Origin of the sequence: Fusibacter ferrireducens (assembly GCF_015352425.1) — a bacterium.
In the GTDB taxonomy this organism is placed as follows: domain Bacteria; phylum Bacillota; class Clostridia; order Peptostreptococcales; family Acidaminobacteraceae; genus Fusibacter_A; species Fusibacter_A ferrireducens.
The window spans coordinates 1-19,820 of the sequence record NZ_JADKNH010000021.1 but is presented as its reverse complement, the minus strand read 5'-3'; the positions used below and the strand labels follow the sequence as shown (position 1 = coordinate 19,820).

Below are 19,820 nucleotides of genomic sequence, written 5' to 3'. Positions count from 1 at the left end.
AGACGATGGCAGGTTACAGAAAACTAGGACGTCCAACATCTCACAGAAATTTAATGCTTAGAAATCAAGTGACATCATTATTAAAAAATGGACGTATCGAGACTACTGTTACAAGAGCAAAAGAAACTAAGAAACTCGCTGAAAAAATGATCACTCTTGCAAAAAGAGGCGATTTACACGCAAGAAGACAAGTTTTGGCTTTTGTTACTGAAGAAACAGTTGTTAAAAGACTTTTCGATGAAATCGCTCCTAATTATAAAGAACGTGATGGTGGTTATACCAGATTGATTCAAACTGGCCCACGTAGAGGCGATGCCGCACCAATGTGCAAATTAGAGTTAATCTAATAAACTGTGAGGGACTTAAGTTTAATACTGAAGTCCCTTTCTTAAATACAATCAAACCACAGAGTTATGGCTCGTGGTTTTATTACATATTATATCGTATTGTTAGAGTGTCAAAAGTTAGTTTCGCATGAGTCATCCATCCTCTGCTGTATCACACATTTTATGTCAATGACAGCATGTGGCAGGCGATTGCTCAACTTTATACTTTTGGCACTTTAATCAATTTGTAGTTTTAAAAAAATATCATATTAAAAACCTAGAAAAGTTTATATTTAAGCGGTATACTGACATAGAGAAATAAGGGATGGTGATCTAAGTGATCAAAACAGAAAATCTATACTTTAGATATCAAGATGAAAAAGATGAAGAAAAATATGCACTTAAAGATGTAAATTTGCATGTTAAAGATGGTGAATTTGTTGTGATTATTGGTCATAATGGTTCAGGAAAATCAACACTTTCAAAATTGCTCAATGGGATTTTCTTACCGACAAGTGGGAAAATATATATAGATAAAATGGATACTTCTGACGAAGAACTCATTTGGGAGATCAGAAAGACTGCGGGGATGGTTTTTCAAAATCCAGACAACCAACTTGTGGCAACCATAGTGGAAGAAGATGTGGCGTTTGGCCCTGAAAACATGGGTTTACAGCCTGCGGAAATTAGGAAACGGGTGGATGAGGCGCTTGAAATCGTCAGTATGACGCCTTATAAGAGAAAGCCGCCACATCATCTGTCTGGTGGTCAAAAGCAAAGGGTTGCCATTGCTGGCATATTGGCAATGAAACCAAAATGTATTATATTTGATGAACCTACGGCAATGCTTGATCCTGCAGGGAGAAAAGAGGTTATCAAGACGATTGAATACCTCAACAAAGAAGAAAAAATGACGGTTATTCATATAACGCATTATATGGATGAGGCGGTCAATGCGGATCGCATTATCGTCATGGATGATGGTCAAATTGTGCTTCAGGGGACTCCGAGAGAAGTATTTTCAAAAGTGGAGCATTTGAAACGCATAGGCCTTGATGTGCCTCAGATTACACAACTTGCCTATGAACTCAATCAAATCGGTTATCATATATCCACTGAAAGTTTAACTGTGCAAGAGTTGGTGGAGGAATTATGTCAATTAGTATAAAGCATTTATCACATATATATGATTATGGTACGCCTAATGAAACTGTGGCCATAGAAAATATAAATTTAGAAATAGAACATGGTGAATTCATCGGATTGATTGGCCACACGGGCTCAGGAAAATCTACTTTGATTCAACAATTAAACGGCCTATTAAAACCATCAAAAGGCACTATTCTCGTCAACGGGCTCAATATAACAGAGGGTCTTTCAAATTTGGATAAAACGAAGAAAAGATCGAAAAGCGAACAGCGAAAGCTTGCTAAAGAGAGAAAGCGCAAATTGTTAGAGGTTAGGAAAAAAGTTGGCCTTGTCTTTCAATATCCTGAATATCAACTTTTTGAGGAAACGATTGAAAAGGATATTGCTTTTGGACCCACCAATCTGGGACTTGGAGAAAGTGAAGTTAAGGCTCGTGTGAAGGAAGCCATGATGCTCGTGGGCATAGATTATGATGCCTACAAGGATCGATCTCCCTTTGAGCTCAGTGGTGGACAGAAGAGGCGTGTTGCCATTGCAGGTGTGCTTGCGATGAGGCCAGAAGTGCTCATTTTGGATGAGCCTACAGCAGGGCTTGATCCTAGAGGTAGAGATGAAATCTTAGCTCAGATCAAAGCGCTTCATGATAAGAATAAAATGACAGTCATCATCGTATCGCATAGCATGGAAGATATGGCTAAAATTGCGAATCGACTTATTGTTATGAATAAGGGTAAGGTTGTCTTTGATGATTCACCGCATAAAGTTTTTAAAGAGATTGAAACGCTTGAAAAAATTGGTCTTGCAGTCCCTCAAATTTCATATCTAGCAAGGGCGCTCAATGAGGCAGGGTTTCATTTAAGTGATGAGATTATAACGATAGAAGAGGCCGTAGAAGCCCTTAAAAAACAACTTCCAGCTATTCATCCTAAAGCTCAAAATTCTAAAGGAGGAAAAGCTTCATGTTAAGAGACATTACAATTGGTCAATATTATAGTGTGGACTCAAGCATTCATAAAATGGACCCTAGATTTAAAATTATAGCATCAACGCTTTATCTCGTCTCTCTGTTTGTCATTCAGAATATATATGCTTATGTGTTGGTGATCTCTTTTATAGCAGCGGCAATTATACTCTCCAGAGTACCAATTGGTTTTGTGATGAGAGGTCTAAAGCCGATTTTTATGCTCATTATTTTCGCTTTTTTGATCAATATCTTTTTAACGCCAGGCGATCCCTTTTTCAAATGGGGGTTTATAAGCATTTCACTTGAAGGTGTTGAGCGGGCGTTTTTTATGGCACTGAGACTCATTTTGCTAATTATAGGGACATCTCTATTGACCTTGACAACGTCTCCAATAGAATTGACAGATGGTATTGAATATTTGCTTAACCCTCTTAAAAAAATAGGATTGCCAGCTCATGAACTCGCAATGATGATGACAATTGCGCTGAGGTTTATACCAACGCTGCTTGAAGAGACCGATAAGATCATGAAAGCGCAAATGGCAAGAGGGGCAGATTTTGAAAGTGGGAATTTGACGAGTCGGGCAAAGGCCTTAATTCCACTTTTAGTGCCTTTATTTATAAGTGCCTTCAGAAGAGCTGATGAACTTGCAATGGCCATGGAAGCTCGATGCTATCGTGGCGGAGAAGGTAGAACAAGAATGAAAGTGCTCAAATATACAAAGTATGATTTAAGAGGTTTAATTGTAATGGTCTTGTATCTGATACTTTGTATCGTTTTATAAAGGAGATTTTAGTGAAAAATATGTTGATGGTTATAAGCTATGATGGTTCAGCATATAGAGGATGGCAAAGACAATCTCAGGACATGAGTATTCAAGGAACCATTGAAAGTGCTTTGGAAAAATTGCTAAATGAAGCGATTTGCATCCACGGTGCAGGGCGTACTGATGCAGGTGTCCACAGCATTAAGGGGCAGACAGCCTCATTTAATCTGAAAACGCACATCGCAGGAGATCAACTAAAGTATGCACTCAACAGAGCTTTGCCATCTTCTATTCATATTGATAAGATCGTGGCTGTGCCAGATGCATTTCATGCAAGATATGATGCAACTGGCAAAACCTATCAGTATATAATTGATCAAAGTCCTGAAGCTAATCCCCTTAGAGCCAATTATGTACACCATTTGGATAAGCCGCTTGACTTTGAAGCCATAAAGGTTGCCATGACTTTTTTTATCGGCACCCATGATTTTAAAACTTTTATGGCATCTGGAAGCAAGATAAAAAATACTGTGAGGACGATTAATCGTTTCTCACTTGAAAAGGACAGAAATGAATATATTTTCACCATTTCTGGTAGTGGGTTTCTCTATAATATGATCCGAATCATCATGGGAAGCCTTATACAAGTTGGATATCATAAAATAAAACCGGATGAAATGCCTGCAATAATCAGGAGTGGTGATCGCTCCAATGCAAAGTATACAGCCCCTGCAAGCGGACTGTATTTGATGAATGTAGATTACGGTCAACGTATATTCTAATATGCATAAAAAAGATAATAAATAATGCAAAATCTATTGACAGTGCGGATGAGATGCTATACAATAGGTTGTGGTCTGCTAAGTAACAGACTCAAATACGATCGATAAAATCCTGCCCCGGGTTTTAAGATATAAATGGTGAAATAAATTCAAGGAGGTCATTCGATGAAGTCTTATGTTGCAAAACCACTGGAAATCGAAAGAAAGTGGTATGTAGTTGACGCTGACGGTAAAACATTAGGAAGATTAGCATCTGAAGTTGCTAAAATCCTAAGAGGTAAACATAAACCAATTTATACTCCTCATGTTGACACAGGAGATTTTGTAATAATAGTCAATGCAGAGAAAGTTAGATTAACAGGTAAGAAGTTGGATCAAAAAATGTTCAGATGGCATACAGGATATATCGGTCATTTGAAAGAAAGAACATACAGAGATATGTTGCAAAATAAACCAGAGACAGTTGTTGAAGCAGCTATCAAAGGGATGTTACCACATAACTCACTAGGTAGTGCAATGTACACAAAATTAAAAGTATATGCAGGCCCAGAGCACAAACATGAAGCTCAAAAACCTGAAGTACTTGAATTAAATCTGTAGGAGGGTAGCTGATGACTAAGACGATTCAATATCGAGGTACAGGTAGAAGAAAAACTTCAATCGCTAGAGTTAGATTATTACCTGGTACAGGCAAATATATTGTAAACGGACAAACACTTGATCAATACTTTGATTACGAAATATTGAGAAGAGAAGTTCAAAGACCTTTAGACTTAACAAAAACAACTGGAAAATATGATGTTATTGTTAGTGTTGAAGGTGGTGGTTTTACTGGACAAGCTGGTGCAGTGAGACATGGTCTTTCAAGAGCATTATTACAAGTTGATCCAGAATTTAGATCTACTTTGAAATCCGCTGGATTCTTAACAAGAGATCCAAGAATGAAAGAAAGAAAGAAATATGGTCTTAAAGCTGCGAGAAGAGCACCTCAGTTCTCGAAAAGATAGAGATTCATTATACAAAGTATACCAAAAGCCTTGCGAAATTATATTTGCAAGGCTTTTATACGTCATAAATTTCATAGATCATTATTTCATAAAATATAGAGGAAAAATCAATCTACATTTGACAAAGGGATTGTCGTACGATAAAATATACTCAGCACTGAGTATACTGGAGAGGAGATAGAATCTAAGGATGAAAGTGCCATTTTATATATTGGGCCTATTATTGCGTTATGGTCCACAGCATGGTTATAAATTAATGCAGTTGATAGAAGAACGCATCTCAGATTTTGCAAAGATTAAGCTGCCTACGCTCTATTACCACTTACAGAAGTTAGATGAGCAGGCGTATATCAGTAGGTCAATGGACAAAGAGGGCAACAGGCCAGAGAAGTTTATTTATACAATTACTGAAAAAGGCATTAATTATTATGATGTACTCTATAATCAAATGCTAGAGGAAGAATATTCTCCAGAATTTGCAATAGATGGTGTATTGTTTTACAGTGATCAGGCAGATCAGAGTGTACTGTTCAGTAAGCTCGAAAAGAAGAAAAATGATTTAGGTATCAAAATTGAGCAGATAAAAAACCATAAAATAACTTCGATGGCACATATCGATGATCAGGGGCAAAAATGCGCAGAGCTGATCTTTGATCACCATATTTGTCATCTTGAAGCAGAATATTCATGGCTTAACTCAGTTTTAAAGGGATTAAAAATATAATCCCTTTAATTTTCAGAGTATACTCAGTACTGAGTATACTCTGAAGCTAGAACATTAGCCAAATATTCGAGCAATAGTAGATCCCCTATATGGGATATGTAGAGAGGAGCATAAAAGTATGGAGAAAGTAACGAGTAGAAATTTTAAGGTGGATTATTATGAAAAGGAGCATGAAAAATGGCTGGTAAAGACGCAGTTAGCAGATGATGATCATGAGATTGAAGTTCAAGTGGAAGTAGATATGCGAGCAATGACGTTAACTGATGCTGAAATTACATTTAAAAGATATCCTTTAGAGCACTGTAGAATGGTGGAAAGACTTGCTTCAAAAATGATTGGAACAAAAATTGACTCCAATTTCTCAAGACAAATGATGACCCTATTTATGGGTGCCAAAGGTTGTCCTAATATTATGTCACTGTTGAATATATCTATTCCTGGAATTATATATTATTATTATCCTCACATGATAAAAACCGGGAAGATATCATATGAACAGTGGGAGAATATGGTTCGGACAGATCTCAAAAATGACTGCATTGCCCACACCATGCTGGGGTAGGGTAATATCACATCAATGATGATTGTAATGCGATAGTGGTAATTAAAAAAGAGGAGCGCTCAAAGAACAGATTTAAAAAGAATCTGATTTAGTTTGCACCTCTTTTTCTATATATTTCAGTCCTTCTAAATTGTAAAAATAAGTTAACTTGACGCAGCATCTACCTTGTATTACAATGTAGTAAAAGTTATGTATTCTAATAAGTGGAGGTGTAGCGTATTTTGGATAAAACACAAATGCTAAAAGGCATTTTAGAAGGATGTATACTTGAAATTATCCATAATCAGAATACATATGGATATGGCATACTGGAGATTTTGAAAAAATATGGATTTTCAGAAATTACGGAGGGCACTATATATCCTTTGCTTATTAGATTGGAGAAACAGGAAATTCTATTATCGGAATTGAAATGTTCCCCCTTAGGGCCAAAGAGAAAGTACTATACTTTAAGTGAAAAAGGTGAAAAGGAAAGAGCGTCTTTTCTTGCAGAATGGGAACAATTAAGAAATAGTGTAGATGCTTTGAGAGGAGGAAATAGATGAGGGAAATAAGTCGCATTAGAAGACAACTCAATAGAGAAAACAAAAACATCTTAGGAAAAGTTGTTAATTACATCTATGCCAACGGTGTAAATACAATTGTTTGGAAAGAAATAAGATTGGACTTAGCAGGAATGCTTTTGGAGAATCAGAAGCGTGGGGAAGATCCTGAGGCAGTAATCGGCAGTGATTATAAGGCGTTTAGCGATGACTTAATTGAAAATTGTCCCAGAAAGAAACCGATCGATATGATCGTAGAGATTCTATTTATCATTGGTATGTCGGTCTCAATTATCGTACCTTTGATTTATTTTTTTGGACATTTGACGCCTTCAATAGATCATTATGTAGAAAGGGGGATATATTATGTCACCCCTAGAAGTTTTAGCTTGTTATTAGCAGGTGCTTTTGGCGGTGGCATAGGTTCTTTTGCCAGCCATAAATATGCCTTTAACAAAAAAAGTATGGTGATCTACATCGTGCTCTATTTACTATCATATGTCATAGTAAGCGTAGTGGTTTCCTACTATTTAAGACAAAATATGACACATGATCATATTTTAAGTATGGATATGGTTAAATTAGAGTCATGGGCATTATTGATGAGCGCTGCACTGTTCGCAGTCAGGACGTTGAGAACGAGAATTCAAATTCGCAATTTTAAAAAGAGTGAAATTTAAAACAAAATGTGATAAGAAGCTTTTTTCATATGAGTCGTCTTTCTAAAATGCATAGAAGGGTTTGCTTTTTTAATCCTATGCTATAATAGAACTGTGGATAACGACTGGATAACTTTAAAAAAATACTTGATAACTGGTAGAGGCTGAGGAAAACTTGAAAAATTATTGTGGATGAATAGTGGACATAAAACGAGAGAAAGGATTGAAAGTTGGGGATTAAATGTGGATATTGTGGATAAAACTTATAGAATAGACAGAGAACCGAAAAGCACGGCTTAATTATCCCCAGAATTCAATGTTCTAAAAAGGGATTGTGTCAATATATTGTGGATAAACTGGAAAAGAAGAGAGGAGACTGAATTATGAAAAAAGTATTCAACGTACTTGCAATTATCTTTGCAATATCACTTTTGTTTATGGTATACATAACCTTTAGTATTGAAAAGAATATTCAATTTAGACATTGGCTAAGTGATCATTTTCAAAAGGTAGAAATAGAAAGCAACGCACCTGCAGTTTATTTTTTAGGGGTGGACCAAATTTATACGGATACAGCACCATTCCTTGTGAGTTCACCAAAGTTTATCAATTTGGAGTGGTTAAAAGAAGTCGATGCGACTTATCAATATGATGCATCAGAAGGTGTTTTATCTCTGATTTGGAATGGACATCTTTTAGTTGTGAACGCCAATGGTACAGTCACCTTAAATGGTGAAAATAGATCGGAAAAGATAGAGATAAAGGGTATAAAAGATGAAATATATATTGCTGCAGATGCCTTAAATACATTGGATGGATTTGATCAAATTGGGATTCACATAACCGCCAGTGAAGATCAGCAAACTCATGTGGTCACTTTCGACGCCATTCAATATCAAGTGAAACAAGTTAAAAATAAGTCTTACATCTTTGAAAGTGCTGACAAGTTAAAAAAATCTCAATTGTTCAAACCGTACCCGACAATAGGAGATATAAGAAAGCCCCTTGTCGTTGTAGATCGGATTGGGCCTAAAGATCAAATTGTATCATATGATATCAATTCAGAGATATCAATTATATATAATGGTAGGACAATCGGTTACGGACTCAGAAACCAGTTGACGGATTCAGTGGATGTAAATACTTATAAGTATAAAACGGAAGATTTTTATCTCGACAAGCAGTTGATAGAAGGCCCTATTTTTTTAGTGTGGGAAGCCGTGTATTCAAAAAATCCTAATACAGCTAATATTCCAAAGATGAATGGCGTAAATGTTGTTTCACCAACATGGATAGAGCTTAAGACGGCTCAAGGTGATATAACTGAAAAAATATCGACAGATTATCTCGATTGGAGTAAGCGCAATAATTTAAATACTTGGATATTGGCAACAAATGCGTTCGATCCAGATTTAACGCATGAGCTTTTGACGTCATATTCAGGTAAAAAACGTTTTATCGAACAACTTGTAAACTTGTGCCTAAAATACAATATAGATGGGATTAACCTTGATTTTGAGAATATCTATTTAGCAGATAAGGCCATACTATCTCATTTCGTGAATGAACTCGCTTGGCAATGTAATGCATTTGGAATCGTTTTATCTATGGATGTAACGGTTATGAATGGAAGTGATAACTGGTCAAAATGTTTTGATAGGCGCATGCTTGGAAAAATTGTTGATTATTTGGTCATTATGACATATGATGAACATTGGGCTTCAAGTCCGATAAGTGGTCCTGTATCTTCTTATGATTGGGTAGAAGATAGTATGAAAAAAATTATAGAAATAGTGCCAAACCGTAAAGTTGTTATGGGATTGCCGTTTTACACGAGAATTTGGACCGAGAGCTTGTCAAATGATGAGGCCAATAAGGTCAATGTTTCATCTGAAGCCATTAGTATGATTGCACAAAATGCCCTAATAGAAGAAAAGGCATTAGAGCCAATATGGAATGAACAAGAGGGTTTATTCTATGTGTCTTATATTGAAGAAAACAGTATTCATAAGATATGGGTAGAAAATGAAGTGACGCTATCTAAAAAAGCATCTTTAGCGAAAAAGATGGCTTTAAAAGGGATAGCGTGTTGGAGAAGAGGGTTTGAGGTGCCGTATGTTTATGATGCTCTTCTCAATGAAATTCAAGATTAGGAGGCCATATGGAACGAATAGGACTTGTTGTAAATTTGAATAGACTCTTTAAGTATTGGATCGCTTTGATGATCGGTATTTCATTGATATGCTATGGGGTCTTAGGCAGTTATGAAAATAGCAGGCAAACACATATGCGTCTTTCAGACGCTGAGATCGTCGAACGTGCTAAAGCACTCGGAATGGTTGATTTAAAGGAACAGTTGTATGAAAATGAGACTCATGAATAAACGAGGTTGATAAGAGGTTGATAATATGATAAGAGTTAATGAAGTCAAGTTTAGATTAGATGAAGCGTTTGATGATGCAAATATTATCAAAAAAATTGAACATAAATTGAAACTTAAACCCAATGAACTGGTGGATTTTAAAGTCATCAGAGAATCCATTGACGCAAGAAAAGAAATTATATTTTCGTATACGATTGATGTAGAAACGACCGTAGAAAAAAGACTGATAGAAAAAGGGTATACAAAAGCGCCAGAGAATTACAAACCGGCATATGAAGCCGTTCGGTTGAATGAATTGCCTCAAACCTCAAGACCAGTTGTGATTGGATTTGGTCCGGCTGGTATTTTTGCAGCATTGGTATTATCAAGGGCGGGTTTGAAACCAATTGTCATTGAACAGGGAGAAGCTGTAGAAGCAAGAACCAAAAGTGTAAATGCATTTTGGAATAATGGCACTCTTAATCCCTTTTCGAATGTACAGTTTGGAGAAGGTGGCGCCGGTACTTTTTCAGATGGGAAACTGACAACGAGAATTAAAGACAATCGCATAGAGTTTGTTATAGATACATTAATTGAAGCTGGAGCCCCTGATGAGATTCGCTATAAAAACAAACCACATATTGGAACTGATCACTTGAAGAATGTTGTCAAAAATATACGTGAAGAAATCTTGAAGTTGGGTGGAGAAATACTTTTCAGTCACTTAGCAGAAAAGCTTATTTTAGAGGCACAAGATATAAAAGGTGTTGTTGTTCGTAATTTGAAGTTGGCAACGGATAGAACCATTGAAACGGAACATGTTGTGCTTGCAATTGGTCATAGCGCAAGGGCGTTTTTCAAACATTTAAGCGATATGAATGTGCAAATGGAGGCGAAACCTTTTGCAGTGGGCGTTAGAATTGAGCATCCACAGATCTTGATCAATGCTTCACAGTATGGGACGGCACACACTAACAAAAGATTGGGTTCAGCAGATTATAAACTGACTCATAAGAGTAGTAATGGTAGAAATGTATACTCGTTTTGTATGTGTCCTGGAGGAACTGTAGTGGGCTCCGCATCAGAGGAGAATGGTCTGGTGGTTAACGGGATGAGCGAATTTTCTAGATCGGAATACAACGCCAATAGTGCCTTGCTCGTGAATATTGATCCTGTGGACTATGGTGCTGATCCGGATCAATACTCTGATGTTCTAAAAGGCATAGAGTGGCAGAGAGCGTTGGAGGCAAGGGCTTTTAAGTGCGGTGGTATGAATTACAATGCTCCGGTAATGACTGTAGGTGCATTTCTTGGCGAAAGGCAAAGTGAGACGGATTTTATTCAACAGAACCGGAAGTATTACAGTGCATTAGGGGTCTCTTATGAAGAAGCATTTGATCATATGAGCGCGACATATCAACCCGGAACGCAGATGAGTAATTTTGATGAAATCTTTCCTACCTATATTACAGAAGCTTTGAAAGATGCAATCTTGAGTTTTGGCAATAAAATAAAAGGCTTTAATGACCCGAGGGCTATTTTGACTGCTGTTGAATCTAGAAGTTCATCGCCTGTTAGAGTTTTGAGGAATAGTGTTTCTTTACAGTCTGTTAATATAAATGGATTGTATCCATGTGGTGAGGGCGCAGGATATGCTGGCGGCATTACAAGTTCGTGTGTCGATGGCATAAAAGTGGCAGAAAAGATAATGATAAGTAAGCAATCGTGAATAAATTTGAATAAAATTGAATATAAACGAATAGTCAGACAGCTTGTTGATTAATTTTAACGACTGTGATAATATTTTAATATGTTAATAAATTGTAAAGAAAAATGACGCTTTCAATATAAAAATGATGCTCTGTATTGAGAGAAATTTAAAATTCGTTACAATTTATTAATAATTAGAAAGATCTGTGCTCTAATCGGATACATGATATCTAAAGCTTGGGGAGAGAAAATGCTACGAGATATTGTGACTCGAATAGGGGATGGAGTCTTTAAACATCGTTAAACATTATATCAGGAGGGGGATTTATGGAAAACAAAAATCTTCAACAAAGAGATGGCTTTTCATCTAAGTTGGGCATTATCGCTGCAGCAGCAGGTTCGGCGATTGGCCTAGGCAACATATGGAAATTCCCATACATTACGGGACGTTATGGTGGGGCAGCATTTATTTTAGTTTATTTATTTTGTATCGCACTAATTGGCTTGCCGGTTATGCTCCAAGAGTTTACGATTGGACGTAGATCGCAGGCGAATGCAATTTCTTCTTTTAAGAAATTGAAACCAAACACACCGTGGTTTTTAACAGGATGGTTAGGATTTATAACTGCATTTGTAATTCTTTCTTATTATGGCGTTGTTGCAGGATGGACTTTGAGTTATGTATTTTCAGCAATTACAAACTCTTTTGCAGGACAAGATCCTGAGGCGTTAAAAGGTATGTTTGGCGGTCTGGTCACGAATCCTTTGAAACCGATTATATTCCAAGTAGTCTTTATGGCTTTAACAGCTGGCGTTATTTTAGGAGGCGTTAAGAACGGGATTGAAAAGTATTCAAAAATCTTGATGCCATTGCTTCTGGCTATTGTAATAATTCTGGACATCAGAGCGATTACATTACCAGGCTCTGGAGAGGGAATCGCATTCTTATTTCAACCTGATTTCAGCAAGCTTACTGCTTCAGCAGTTATGTCTGCACTAGGACATGCTTTCTTCTCGCTCTCTTTAGGTATGGGTACCATGATCACATATGGTTCTTATATTGGCAAGAAAGAAAATCTAGGTGTCACGGCACTTCAAGTAACTATCGCTGACACAGCGATTGCGCTTTTAGCAGGTCTTGCAATCTTCCCAGCAGTATTTGCTTTTGGCATTGAACCTGGTGCTGGTACTGGTCTTGTATTTATTACGTTGCCAAATGTATTCAATCAAATGCCAGGAGGTTATATTTTTGCGATTTTATTCTTCCTACTGCTATCTGTGGCGGCTTTAACTTCTTCGATATCAATTCTTGAAGTTGTCGTTGCGTACTTCGTAGAAGATAAAGGCTGGAATCGTAAAAAGGCAACTATTATTGCGACTGTTGCCATTACAGCACTTGGCGCATTTGAATCTTTGACAAACGGTACGATCAATTTAGTGTTACCGCTTCTTAAAGGTGGTGTGGTCAATCAGTTCGGTTTCTTTGACTGGATGATTGAAATGTCAGATTTACTATTACCAATCGGCGGATTCTTTATTTCAATCTTTGTGGGTTGGATTATGACTAAGGCTGATCTGGATGATGAAATTACAAATGGTGGCGAGTTAACGCACTCTTGGACAGGTATTTTTGAATTCCTAACTAAGTTTGTAGCGCCATTATTGATTTTGTTCACACTATTAAATTTGATCTTTGGTTGGTTCTAAAGTATATAATAACAGTAAAAAAGAGATGGTCGGATGACCATCTCTTTTATCTTGCATTCAATTCAATCAATTGCTGTATCGCGTACTTTCCGTAAATAAAATCGTGCGGTAGAGAGATGTCCAACTAATGGATTGGGCACTCCAACCCATTATAATTTGTAAGTTGTAATCTCTTCACAATAAGAACATTCGTATTTCAATCTACCGTTGACGCCAACGAGCTTAAACTCAGGAATAGCATAGTCATCTGTATGTGTGATGCATCTAGGATTAGAGCACGCAATGCCGCCTTTAATAACTTTGGGGATTTCCACTTTTTTCTTATCTACTAACTTGCCATTTTGGATAACGTTTACAGTAATGTTGGGATCAATCAACCCAAGAAGGTCTAAATTAACTTCAAAGGTGTTTTCAATTTTGATGATGTCCTTTTGTCCTAAAACACCACTTTTAACATTCATGAGTAGAACCACTGGATTTTCTGTGTCGGCAAATAGCTTGTTAAATACTTTTAAACCGTTGCCTGCGTGCATATGATCTATAACGATACCATTTTCAATTCCGTTAACCTCTAACATAAGGACCCACCTCCAATAATTTAGTGATTAATGCCATTCTAACGTAAACGCCTAATTCAGTTTGCTCAAAGTAGACTGCTCGTTTATCTGTATCCACATCATATGCAATTTCATTTACACGAGGGAGTGGATGCATTACAATCATGTCTTCTTTGGCATTTTTAAGTTTGTCTTTAGTCAATTTATATGAATTTTTAAGTTTCAAATAATCTTCTTCATTGAAGAATCTCTCTTTTTGAATTCGAGTCATATAGAAAATATCGACGACATCAATAACGTCTTCCATATAGTTCACTTCAATGAGCTCAACATCATATTTTTCAATAAGTTGCCTTTTTAAAGAAGAGGGTAATTTTAATTCTTCGGGAGAAATCAAGTAGAATTTTTTATTGCCGAAGCGTGCAAGGGTTTTAATGAGGGAATGTACAGTACGTCCATATTTTAGATCACCACAGAATGCAACACTGTGTCCGTCAATATGACCTTTATACTTTTTTATAGTGATGAGATCAGTAAGTGTTTGGGTAGGATGCTGATGACCACCGTCACCACCATTTATGATAGGCACACTTGAATATTGAGAAGCAAGTTTAGGAGCACCTTCTTTTGGATGCCTCATGACGATAATATCTGAATAGTATCCCATAACGCGTATTGTATCGGCAAGACTTTCACCTTTCTGAGCTGAACTGGTATTGGCATCGGCAAAGCCAATCACATTACCTCCAAGTCTCATCATAGCGCTATCAAAACTGAATTTCGTTCTGGTGCTAGGTTCAAAGAAGAGTGAAGCTAAAATCTTGCCATCACAAGCTTTGTTGTAAACTCTTGGATTCTCGTACATATCGAGACCAATATCAACTAAATCGCTTATTTCCTCTAGAGTGAGATCTTCTGGTTCTATTAAATGTCTCATGTTATCCTCCTTTTGATTTCACAGAATCTGATTAAAGTATGGAACTAAAAAAACCTTCGCGAGACGCGAAGGTATAAAATGCTTGTAAAAACATGGATACTTATTCCTTTTCAACCTCTCGGGTCAAATTAAAGGGCTATTCAATTTTCTTAGACAATCATATCACAATCGGATTCAAAACGTCAACGTCTAAAACAATTACTTTTTATTAAAAATTGAATACTATTGACAGCACAAAGAAGGTGTGATAGATTTAAGAAAATTAATAACCTTTAATCAGGTACGAGATACCTGCAAGGTCGACTATATGGAATTTATGGTGTCAGTATACCCTTTTGCAGGTGCAGAAGGGATTTTTTGTGCCCAAATTGAGATAGACTCGGTCGATTATTTGAATCAATTATTAAGGAGGTTTTACGTGAAAATACTCATAAAAAATGGGATGGTTATCAACCCAAAAACCAATTTGCACGATAAACGGGATATTCTCATTGAGGGTGGGATAATTAGTAGAATTGAAGCTTGTATCCATTTGGAAGATGATGTTGAAATTATGAATGCATCTGGTTTAATCGTTACACCTGGCTTTATAGATCTGCATGTGCATTTGAGAGAGCCTGGATTTGAATTTAAAGAAACGATTGAAACGGGTACTCTGGCAGCTGCAAAGGGTGGTTTCACAACAGTGGCATGCATGCCAAATACCAAACCTGCTTTGGACAGTGTAGAAACTATTGCAAATCTGATTAAGCGTATTGAAGAGACAGCTGTTATCAGTGTGTTGCCAATAGGTGCAATTACAGAGAATATTCAAGGGGAAGTACTTACAGACCATGAAGCTTTGATCAAAGCTGGTGCTATGGCCATATCCGATGATGGCAAAACGACAATGAATGATGACTTTATGCGTGTGGCGTTTGAGAATGCCCGTAAATTAGATATCCCGGTAATCACGCATTCAGAAGATCACGTAATAACATCGCAATATAAGGAAGAAGTGTATCCAATTGAAGCAGAATACAAAGTTGTCCAAAGGGATGTTGCACTTTGTAAAGAAAAAAATGGTATTTTGCACGTTGCGCATGTAAGTGGCAGTGAAGCGCTTAAAGCAATAAAAGCAGCTAAGCAAGATGGCCTGAACGTAACTTGCGAGGCAGCGCCTCATCATTTTGCGCTGAATACATCGCTTATAGATGGAAAAGACCCTTATTCAAAAGTCAATCCTCCTATTAGAGGCGTAGAGGAACAACGTGCAGTAATTGAGGGGATTAGAAGTGGCCTTGTTGATATTATTGCCACAGATCATGCGCCGCATGAAACGGCTTCTAAAGAAACCACGTATGGCAATGCAAGTTATGGCATAAGTGGGATTGAAACAGCATTTCAAATTGCCTATACAGAATTGGTTTTAAAAGAGAAGATCAGTTTGGATCAAGTTGTCTCTATGATGACAATTAAACCTGCGGAAATTGGAAGACTGAAAAATGTGGGCAGTATTGAATACGGCTACAAGGCCAATTTAACATTAATAGATCTTGAAGCTGAAAGTGTCATAGAACCTTCAACATTCTTATCAAAGGGAAAAAATACGCCTTTTAAGGGCTTCAAAGTAAAAGGCGAAGTAATCAAGACAATCTACCAAGGCAAAACGGTTTACTCAAAAATATAAAAGGGAGAATTTTGATATGTTAAGTGATAAATTAATTAAAAGTATAATAGAGAAGAAAAGTCCAATTGTAGTAGGATTAGATCCTCGGTTTGAAAGTTTGCCAGCGGACATTAGAACAAAGCATCTTGAAAATGATGGCAGTACACTAAAGGCCGTATCGAATGCACTTATTGAATTTAATCGAGGCATAATTGATGCCATTTTTGATCTTGTACCAGCAGTAAAACCGCAAGTTGCATTTTATGAACAATATGGTATTGAAGGCATGATTGCTTATAAAGATGCTTGTGATTATGCAAAATCTAAAGGATTGATTGTTGTTGCTGACGTGAAAAGAGGCGATATTGGTTCAACCTCAAAGGCGTATTCCAATGCACACTTGGGTAAGGTTGAAATCAATGGCGAAATGATTAGTGCCTTTGAAGCGGATTTTGCGACGATAAACCCTTATTTGGGAAATGATTGTATGGCTGAATTTATGGATGATATCAAAACGTATGAAAAAGGGATGTTCGTATTGGTTAAGACTTCTAACAAAACTTCTGGTCAGTTGCAAGATCTAAAATCAGGAGATGAAACCATTTATGAAAAAGTGGCAGATATCGTGTGTCAGTGGAATCAAGAAATATGCGGCGAAACAGGTTATTCACCTATAGGTGCAGTGGTGGGCGCGACTTACCCAGAAGAACTTGTAGCACTCAGAAAAAAAATGCCAAAGGCGATCTTTTTAGTCCCAGGATATGGTGCTCAAGGCGGTGGCGCTCAGGATGTGTTAGGTGCTTTTAATGAAGATGGCTTAGGTGCCATTGTGAATAATTCAAGAGGCATCATATTTGCCTACCAAAAATCAAATTTAGACTATAAATCAGCAGCACGTGAAGCCGTAATTAAGATGAAAAATGATATTAATCAAGCGCTTGAACAGGATCAAAAGAAATACTGGTAAAAAAATATTTTAATAAGTCATCCAAGAGAACTGAAAAATTAGGAATAGGAGAAATTGAATGAAATTTCAAGGGTTAGTAAAAATCATCCAAAAGGAATTTTTGTCAGATGATGTATTCAAAATCGTAATTGAGAAACCAAAGCAAATGGATGCAGTAAAACCAGGACAATTTTTTAACTTTAATGTTGAAAGGATGCTATTAAGGCGTCCCATATCCGTAAGTGCTATTGGCGAAGAGACATTGGAGTTCACAATTAAAATTTTAGGCAAAGGTACTGAAGAACTCAGCTTATTAAAAACACAAGATGAAGTGGACATCATGGGGCCGCTGGGAAATGGTTTTGATACCGCAAGCCACAAAAAAGTACTATTAGTTGGAGGCGGCATTGGGATTGCTCCAATAAAGGGACTCGGTGGGTTCTTTGATAAAGATGGCGTTGAAATAAAAACATTACTTGGATTTAGAGATAAACCGTATATGTTAGAGGCCTTTAAAGCCTTTTCAAATGAAGTGATCATCGTGTCAGAAAATGATGCAGACTATAGGCAAGGGTATATCACTCTACCGCTCGAAGAGACTTTGAAAAATCAAAATGAGCAATTTGATATGATTTATGCTTGTGGGCCTTCGATTATGCTCAAAAGTGTGCAGAAAATATGCGCTCAATTTAATGCACCTGTTCAATTGCTCATGGAAGAAAAGATGGCATGTGGCATAGGGGCATGTTTGGTTTGTACCTGCAAGACCAAGTCTGGTGATTTTGGATATAAACATTCAAGAATGTGTTTAGAAGGACCGATGTTTTTTGGAGATGAGGTGATCTTTGATGAGTAGTGTAAATATGAGTGTAGACCTCAACGGTCTCAAATTAAAGAATCCTATAACAGTGGCATCGGGAACATTTGGATTTGGAAGAGAGTACGCTAACTATGTCGATTTAAATGACATAGGCGCCATCTCAGTTAAAGGACTCACACTTGAGCCTCGACAGGGAAATGAAGGTATTCGAATTGCTGAAACCCCAATGGGAATGATCAACAGCGTGGGACTTCAAAATCCAGGCGTGGAAGTATTTATTAAAGAGGAAATTCCTTTTTTACGTCAATTTGATACCAAAATTATAGCAAACATCAATGGGAATAACATAGAAGAATACTGCAAAATGGCAGAGATTTTATCCTATGAAGATGTGGATTCGCTTGAACTCAACATATCGTGCCCGAATGTAAAAAATGGCGGCTTGGCCTTTGGAACGAACCCTTCCGTTGTTAAAGAAGTTGTGAGTAAGGTAAGAAAAGCATCTCGAAAACACCTTATTGTAAAATTGTCACCAAACGTCACGAATATCAAAGAGATCGCCATGATCGCTGAACAAGAAGGCGCGGATTGCATATCACTCATTAATACACTTTCAGGAATGGTCATTGATATTAATAAAAGAAAACCAGTCTTAATGCGAGGCAGTGGTGGTTTGTCTGGACCTGCTATTAAGCCAGTGGCGGTAAGAATGGTCTATGATGTCTATGATGCTGTCAAAATACCTATTTTAGGAATGGGAGGCATTTCCAATAGCATGGATGCTATTGAGTTCTTTTTAGCAGGTGCAAATGCAATTGCCATTGGGACAGCGAATTTTGTAAACCCTAAAATTACAAAGCAAGTGCTGGAAGGTATTGAAGTGTATCTTGCAGAGCATAAATACAATTCAATTAATGAATTGGTTAGAGACTTGAACGTTTAACAGCAGATGAAGTTATAAGATGGGACTATATCAGAAGTTGATTTGATAATGCAAACAAAGTATTTTGTGAACATTTCAAATCAACTTTTGTGTTACAGAGGATATGCCTTATAAAAAAGAGGTGTCCATTTATTATCAATAGACACTCGTTTGTTTGAACATAGATCGACAGATATAAACTGCATATAATGAAGACAAAATACAAAGGACATTCGAAATAGAATGGAATAAGAAATTGGAATTATCAGAATTATATTTCTTTTATAAAAAGGGTTGACGGTGAAAATGAATGATGTTATTATAACTAAGCAGTCAGCGATGACCGCACAAAAATTAAATTTTACTGTTGACAGAGTGTTGTTGAATGTAAAATTTTTGTTTGAAAGAAGTTTGAAAAAATTTAAAAATGATGTTGACAATGTGAAACATTGATGATATTATAAATGAGTCGCCGCAACACTTCACAGTCAAGCGATGACAACACAGGACCTTGAAAATTGAATAGCGCAAATGAATTAAAACACGCAATTCTTTGAGCTTACGGAAGCCATCTTGATGGAGGAAGTTGCTTAACAGAAACAAGTGATAAAAGTCGAAAGACGAAAACGGAAACAAAGCCAAATAGATCTTCGGATCGAAAATGGAAGTTAGCTCATTTATGAGAAAACAGGAGCGATAGTTTAAGATTCCTTCCTACGTTTTCTAAAGA

The 19,820-nt window shown here is 36.9% G+C and carries 21 protein-coding genes; 19 read left to right on the top strand and 2 right to left on the bottom strand.

Going from position 1 to position 19,820, the window contains the following annotated elements; genetic code table 11:
- Positions 1 to 5: 5 nt before the first annotated feature.
- The 15 genes from rplQ (at position 6) to ISU02_RS22140 (ending at position 13,260) form a co-directional block, all read left to right on the top strand.
- The gene (gene rplQ / locus ISU02_RS22210) at positions 6 to 347 is read left to right on the top strand and encodes a 50S ribosomal protein L17 (protein ID WP_194704056.1); all 342 of its coding nucleotides are present in this window, start codon (positions 6 to 8) and stop codon (positions 345 to 347) included.
- Positions 348 to 663: 316 nt separating this feature from the next.
- Positions 664 to 1,494, top strand: coding sequence for an energy-coupling factor transporter ATPase (locus tag ISU02_RS22205; RefSeq protein ID WP_323985067.1), 831 nt, complete (start codon positions 664 to 666; stop codon positions 1,492 to 1,494).
- Positions 1,479 to 2,441 (top strand): energy-coupling factor transporter ATPase, encoded by a 963-nt coding sequence (locus ISU02_RS22200; protein WP_194704055.1) that lies wholly within the window; start codon positions 1,479 to 1,481, stop codon positions 2,439 to 2,441. The genes ISU02_RS22205 and ISU02_RS22200 overlap by 16 nt, the downstream gene beginning before the upstream one ends.
- On the top strand, positions 2,435 to 3,223 hold the full coding sequence (locus tag ISU02_RS22195) for an energy-coupling factor transporter transmembrane component T family protein (protein WP_194704054.1): 789 nt from the start codon (positions 2,435 to 2,437) through the stop codon (positions 3,221 to 3,223). The genes ISU02_RS22200 and ISU02_RS22195 overlap by 7 nt, the downstream gene beginning before the upstream one ends.
- Positions 3,224 to 3,243: 20 nt before the next feature.
- The gene (gene truA, locus ISU02_RS22190; protein WP_228727923.1) at positions 3,244 to 3,987 is read left to right on the top strand and encodes a tRNA pseudouridine(38-40) synthase TruA; all 744 of its coding nucleotides are present in this window, start codon (positions 3,244 to 3,246) and stop codon (positions 3,985 to 3,987) included.
- 165 nt (positions 3,988 to 4,152) lie between these two features.
- Positions 4,153 to 4,587 (top strand): 50S ribosomal protein L13, encoded by a 435-nt coding sequence (gene rplM / locus ISU02_RS22185; RefSeq protein WP_194704052.1) that lies wholly within the window; start codon positions 4,153 to 4,155, stop codon positions 4,585 to 4,587.
- 11 nt (positions 4,588 to 4,598) lie between these two features.
- Entirely contained in the window at positions 4,599 to 4,994 is a 396-nt protein-coding gene (rpsI, locus tag ISU02_RS22180; protein WP_194704051.1) for a 30S ribosomal protein S9, read from the top strand.
- A gap of 190 nt (positions 4,995 to 5,184) precedes the next feature.
- Positions 5,185 to 5,718, top strand: a complete 534-nt coding sequence (locus tag ISU02_RS22175; protein WP_194704050.1) for a PadR family transcriptional regulator — start codon at positions 5,185 to 5,187, stop codon at positions 5,716 to 5,718.
- Positions 5,719 to 5,836: 118 nt separating this feature from the next.
- Positions 5,837 to 6,280, top strand: coding sequence for a DUF2889 domain-containing protein (locus tag ISU02_RS22170; RefSeq protein ID WP_194704049.1), 444 nt, complete (start codon positions 5,837 to 5,839; stop codon positions 6,278 to 6,280).
- Positions 6,281 to 6,498: 218 nt separating this feature from the next.
- Positions 6,499 to 6,825, top strand: a complete 327-nt coding sequence (locus tag ISU02_RS22165; RefSeq protein WP_194704107.1) for a PadR family transcriptional regulator — start codon at positions 6,499 to 6,501, stop codon at positions 6,823 to 6,825.
- A complete protein-coding gene (locus ISU02_RS22160) occupies positions 6,822 to 7,502 on the top strand; it encodes a DUF1129 domain-containing protein (protein ID WP_194704048.1) in 681 nt (226 codons plus the stop codon). Before ISU02_RS22165 ends, ISU02_RS22160 begins: the two co-directional genes overlap by 4 nt.
- 362 nt (positions 7,503 to 7,864) lie before the next feature.
- Entirely contained in the window at positions 7,865 to 9,634 is a 1,770-nt protein-coding gene (locus tag ISU02_RS22155; protein WP_194704047.1) for a glycosyl hydrolase family 18 protein, read from the top strand.
- Positions 9,635 to 9,642: 8 nt separating this feature from the next.
- Entirely contained in the window at positions 9,643 to 9,864 is a 222-nt protein-coding gene (locus tag ISU02_RS22150) for a hypothetical protein (RefSeq protein ID WP_194704046.1), read from the top strand.
- Positions 9,865 to 9,889: 25 nt separating this feature from the next.
- The gene (locus tag ISU02_RS22145) at positions 9,890 to 11,572 is read left to right on the top strand and encodes an NAD(P)/FAD-dependent oxidoreductase (protein ID WP_194704045.1); all 1,683 of its coding nucleotides are present in this window, start codon (positions 9,890 to 9,892) and stop codon (positions 11,570 to 11,572) included.
- A 308-nt stretch (positions 11,573 to 11,880) separates the two neighbouring features.
- Positions 11,881 to 13,260 (top strand): sodium-dependent transporter, encoded by a 1,380-nt coding sequence (locus ISU02_RS22140; RefSeq protein ID WP_194704044.1) that lies wholly within the window; start codon positions 11,881 to 11,883, stop codon positions 13,258 to 13,260.
- A 149-nt stretch (positions 13,261 to 13,409) separates the two neighbouring features.
- Here ISU02_RS22140 and ISU02_RS22135 read toward each other — a convergent pair whose 3' ends face one another.
- Together ISU02_RS22135 and pyrB are read right to left on the bottom strand one after the other, a co-directional pair.
- A complete protein-coding gene (locus ISU02_RS22135) occupies positions 13,410 to 13,838 on the bottom strand; it encodes an aspartate carbamoyltransferase regulatory subunit (protein WP_194704043.1) in 429 nt (142 codons plus the stop codon).
- A complete protein-coding gene (gene pyrB / locus ISU02_RS22130; RefSeq protein WP_194704042.1) occupies positions 13,825 to 14,754 on the bottom strand; it encodes an aspartate carbamoyltransferase in 930 nt (309 codons plus the stop codon). Before pyrB ends, ISU02_RS22135 begins: the two co-directional genes overlap by 14 nt.
- Before the next feature lie 418 nt (positions 14,755 to 15,172).
- On the opposite strand from pyrB, the gene ISU02_RS22125 reads away from it, so the two are divergent.
- From ISU02_RS22125 to ISU02_RS22110, 4 genes are read left to right on the top strand one after another with little or no spacing between them, the layout of a single operon-like run.
- Positions 15,173 to 16,423, top strand: coding sequence for a dihydroorotase (locus ISU02_RS22125; RefSeq protein WP_194704041.1), 1,251 nt, complete (start codon positions 15,173 to 15,175; stop codon positions 16,421 to 16,423).
- A gap of 16 nt (positions 16,424 to 16,439) precedes the next feature.
- On the top strand, positions 16,440 to 17,369 hold the full coding sequence (gene pyrF, locus ISU02_RS22120) for an orotidine-5'-phosphate decarboxylase (protein ID WP_194704040.1): 930 nt from the start codon (positions 16,440 to 16,442) through the stop codon (positions 17,367 to 17,369).
- 58 nt (positions 17,370 to 17,427) lie between these two features.
- Positions 17,428 to 18,204: a dihydroorotate dehydrogenase electron transfer subunit gene (locus ISU02_RS22115; RefSeq protein ID WP_194704039.1), complete on the top strand. Its 777-nt coding sequence runs from the start codon at positions 17,428 to 17,430 to the stop codon at positions 18,202 to 18,204.
- Complete coding sequence (locus ISU02_RS22110; RefSeq protein ID WP_194704038.1) at positions 18,197 to 19,111, top strand: dihydroorotate dehydrogenase; 915 nt, start codon at positions 18,197 to 18,199, stop codon at positions 19,109 to 19,111. The genes ISU02_RS22115 and ISU02_RS22110 overlap by 8 nt, the downstream gene beginning before the upstream one ends.
- Positions 19,112 to 19,820: the final 709 nt, after the last annotated feature.

Bases quoted from the DNA above. Each gene is read 5' to 3' on its own strand.
- ISU02_RS22145 (WP_194704045.1), top strand. From the start codon at position 9,890: ATGATAAGAGTTAATGAAGTCAAGTTTAGATTAGATGAAGCGTTTGAT.
- truA (WP_228727923.1), top strand. From the start codon at position 3,244: ATGTTGATGGTTATAAGCTATGATGGTTCAGCATATAGAGGATGGCAA.
- ISU02_RS22135 (WP_194704043.1), bottom strand. From the start codon at position 13,838: ATGTTAGAGGTTAACGGAATTGAAAATGGTATCGTTATAGATCATATG.
- rpsI (WP_194704051.1), top strand. From the start codon at position 4,599: ATGACTAAGACGATTCAATATCGAGGTACAGGTAGAAGAAAAACTTCA.
- pyrF (WP_194704040.1), top strand. From the start codon at position 16,440: ATGTTAAGTGATAAATTAATTAAAAGTATAATAGAGAAGAAAAGTCCA.
- pyrB (WP_194704042.1), bottom strand. From the start codon at position 14,754: ATGAGACATTTAATAGAACCAGAAGATCTCACTCTAGAGGAAATAAGC.
- ISU02_RS22115 (WP_194704039.1), top strand. From the start codon at position 17,428: ATGAAATTTCAAGGGTTAGTAAAAATCATCCAAAAGGAATTTTTGTCA.
- ISU02_RS22110 (WP_194704038.1), top strand. From the start codon at position 18,197: ATGAGTAGTGTAAATATGAGTGTAGACCTCAACGGTCTCAAATTAAAG.
- ISU02_RS22160 (WP_194704048.1), top strand. From the start codon at position 6,822: ATGAGGGAAATAAGTCGCATTAGAAGACAACTCAATAGAGAAAACAAA.
- ISU02_RS22200 (WP_194704055.1), top strand. From the start codon at position 1,479: ATGTCAATTAGTATAAAGCATTTATCACATATATATGATTATGGTACG.
- rplM (WP_194704052.1), top strand. From the start codon at position 4,153: ATGAAGTCTTATGTTGCAAAACCACTGGAAATCGAAAGAAAGTGGTAT.
- ISU02_RS22170 (WP_194704049.1), top strand. From the start codon at position 5,837: ATGGAGAAAGTAACGAGTAGAAATTTTAAGGTGGATTATTATGAAAAG.
- ISU02_RS22140 (WP_194704044.1), top strand. From the start codon at position 11,881: ATGGAAAACAAAAATCTTCAACAAAGAGATGGCTTTTCATCTAAGTTG.
- rplQ (WP_194704056.1), top strand. From the start codon at position 6: ATGGCAGGTTACAGAAAACTAGGACGTCCAACATCTCACAGAAATTTA.
- ISU02_RS22150 (WP_194704046.1), top strand. From the start codon at position 9,643: ATGGAACGAATAGGACTTGTTGTAAATTTGAATAGACTCTTTAAGTAT.
- ISU02_RS22155 (WP_194704047.1), top strand. From the start codon at position 7,865: ATGAAAAAAGTATTCAACGTACTTGCAATTATCTTTGCAATATCACTT.
- ISU02_RS22195 (WP_194704054.1), top strand. From the start codon at position 2,435: ATGTTAAGAGACATTACAATTGGTCAATATTATAGTGTGGACTCAAGC.
- ISU02_RS22175 (WP_194704050.1), top strand. From the start codon at position 5,185: ATGAAAGTGCCATTTTATATATTGGGCCTATTATTGCGTTATGGTCCA.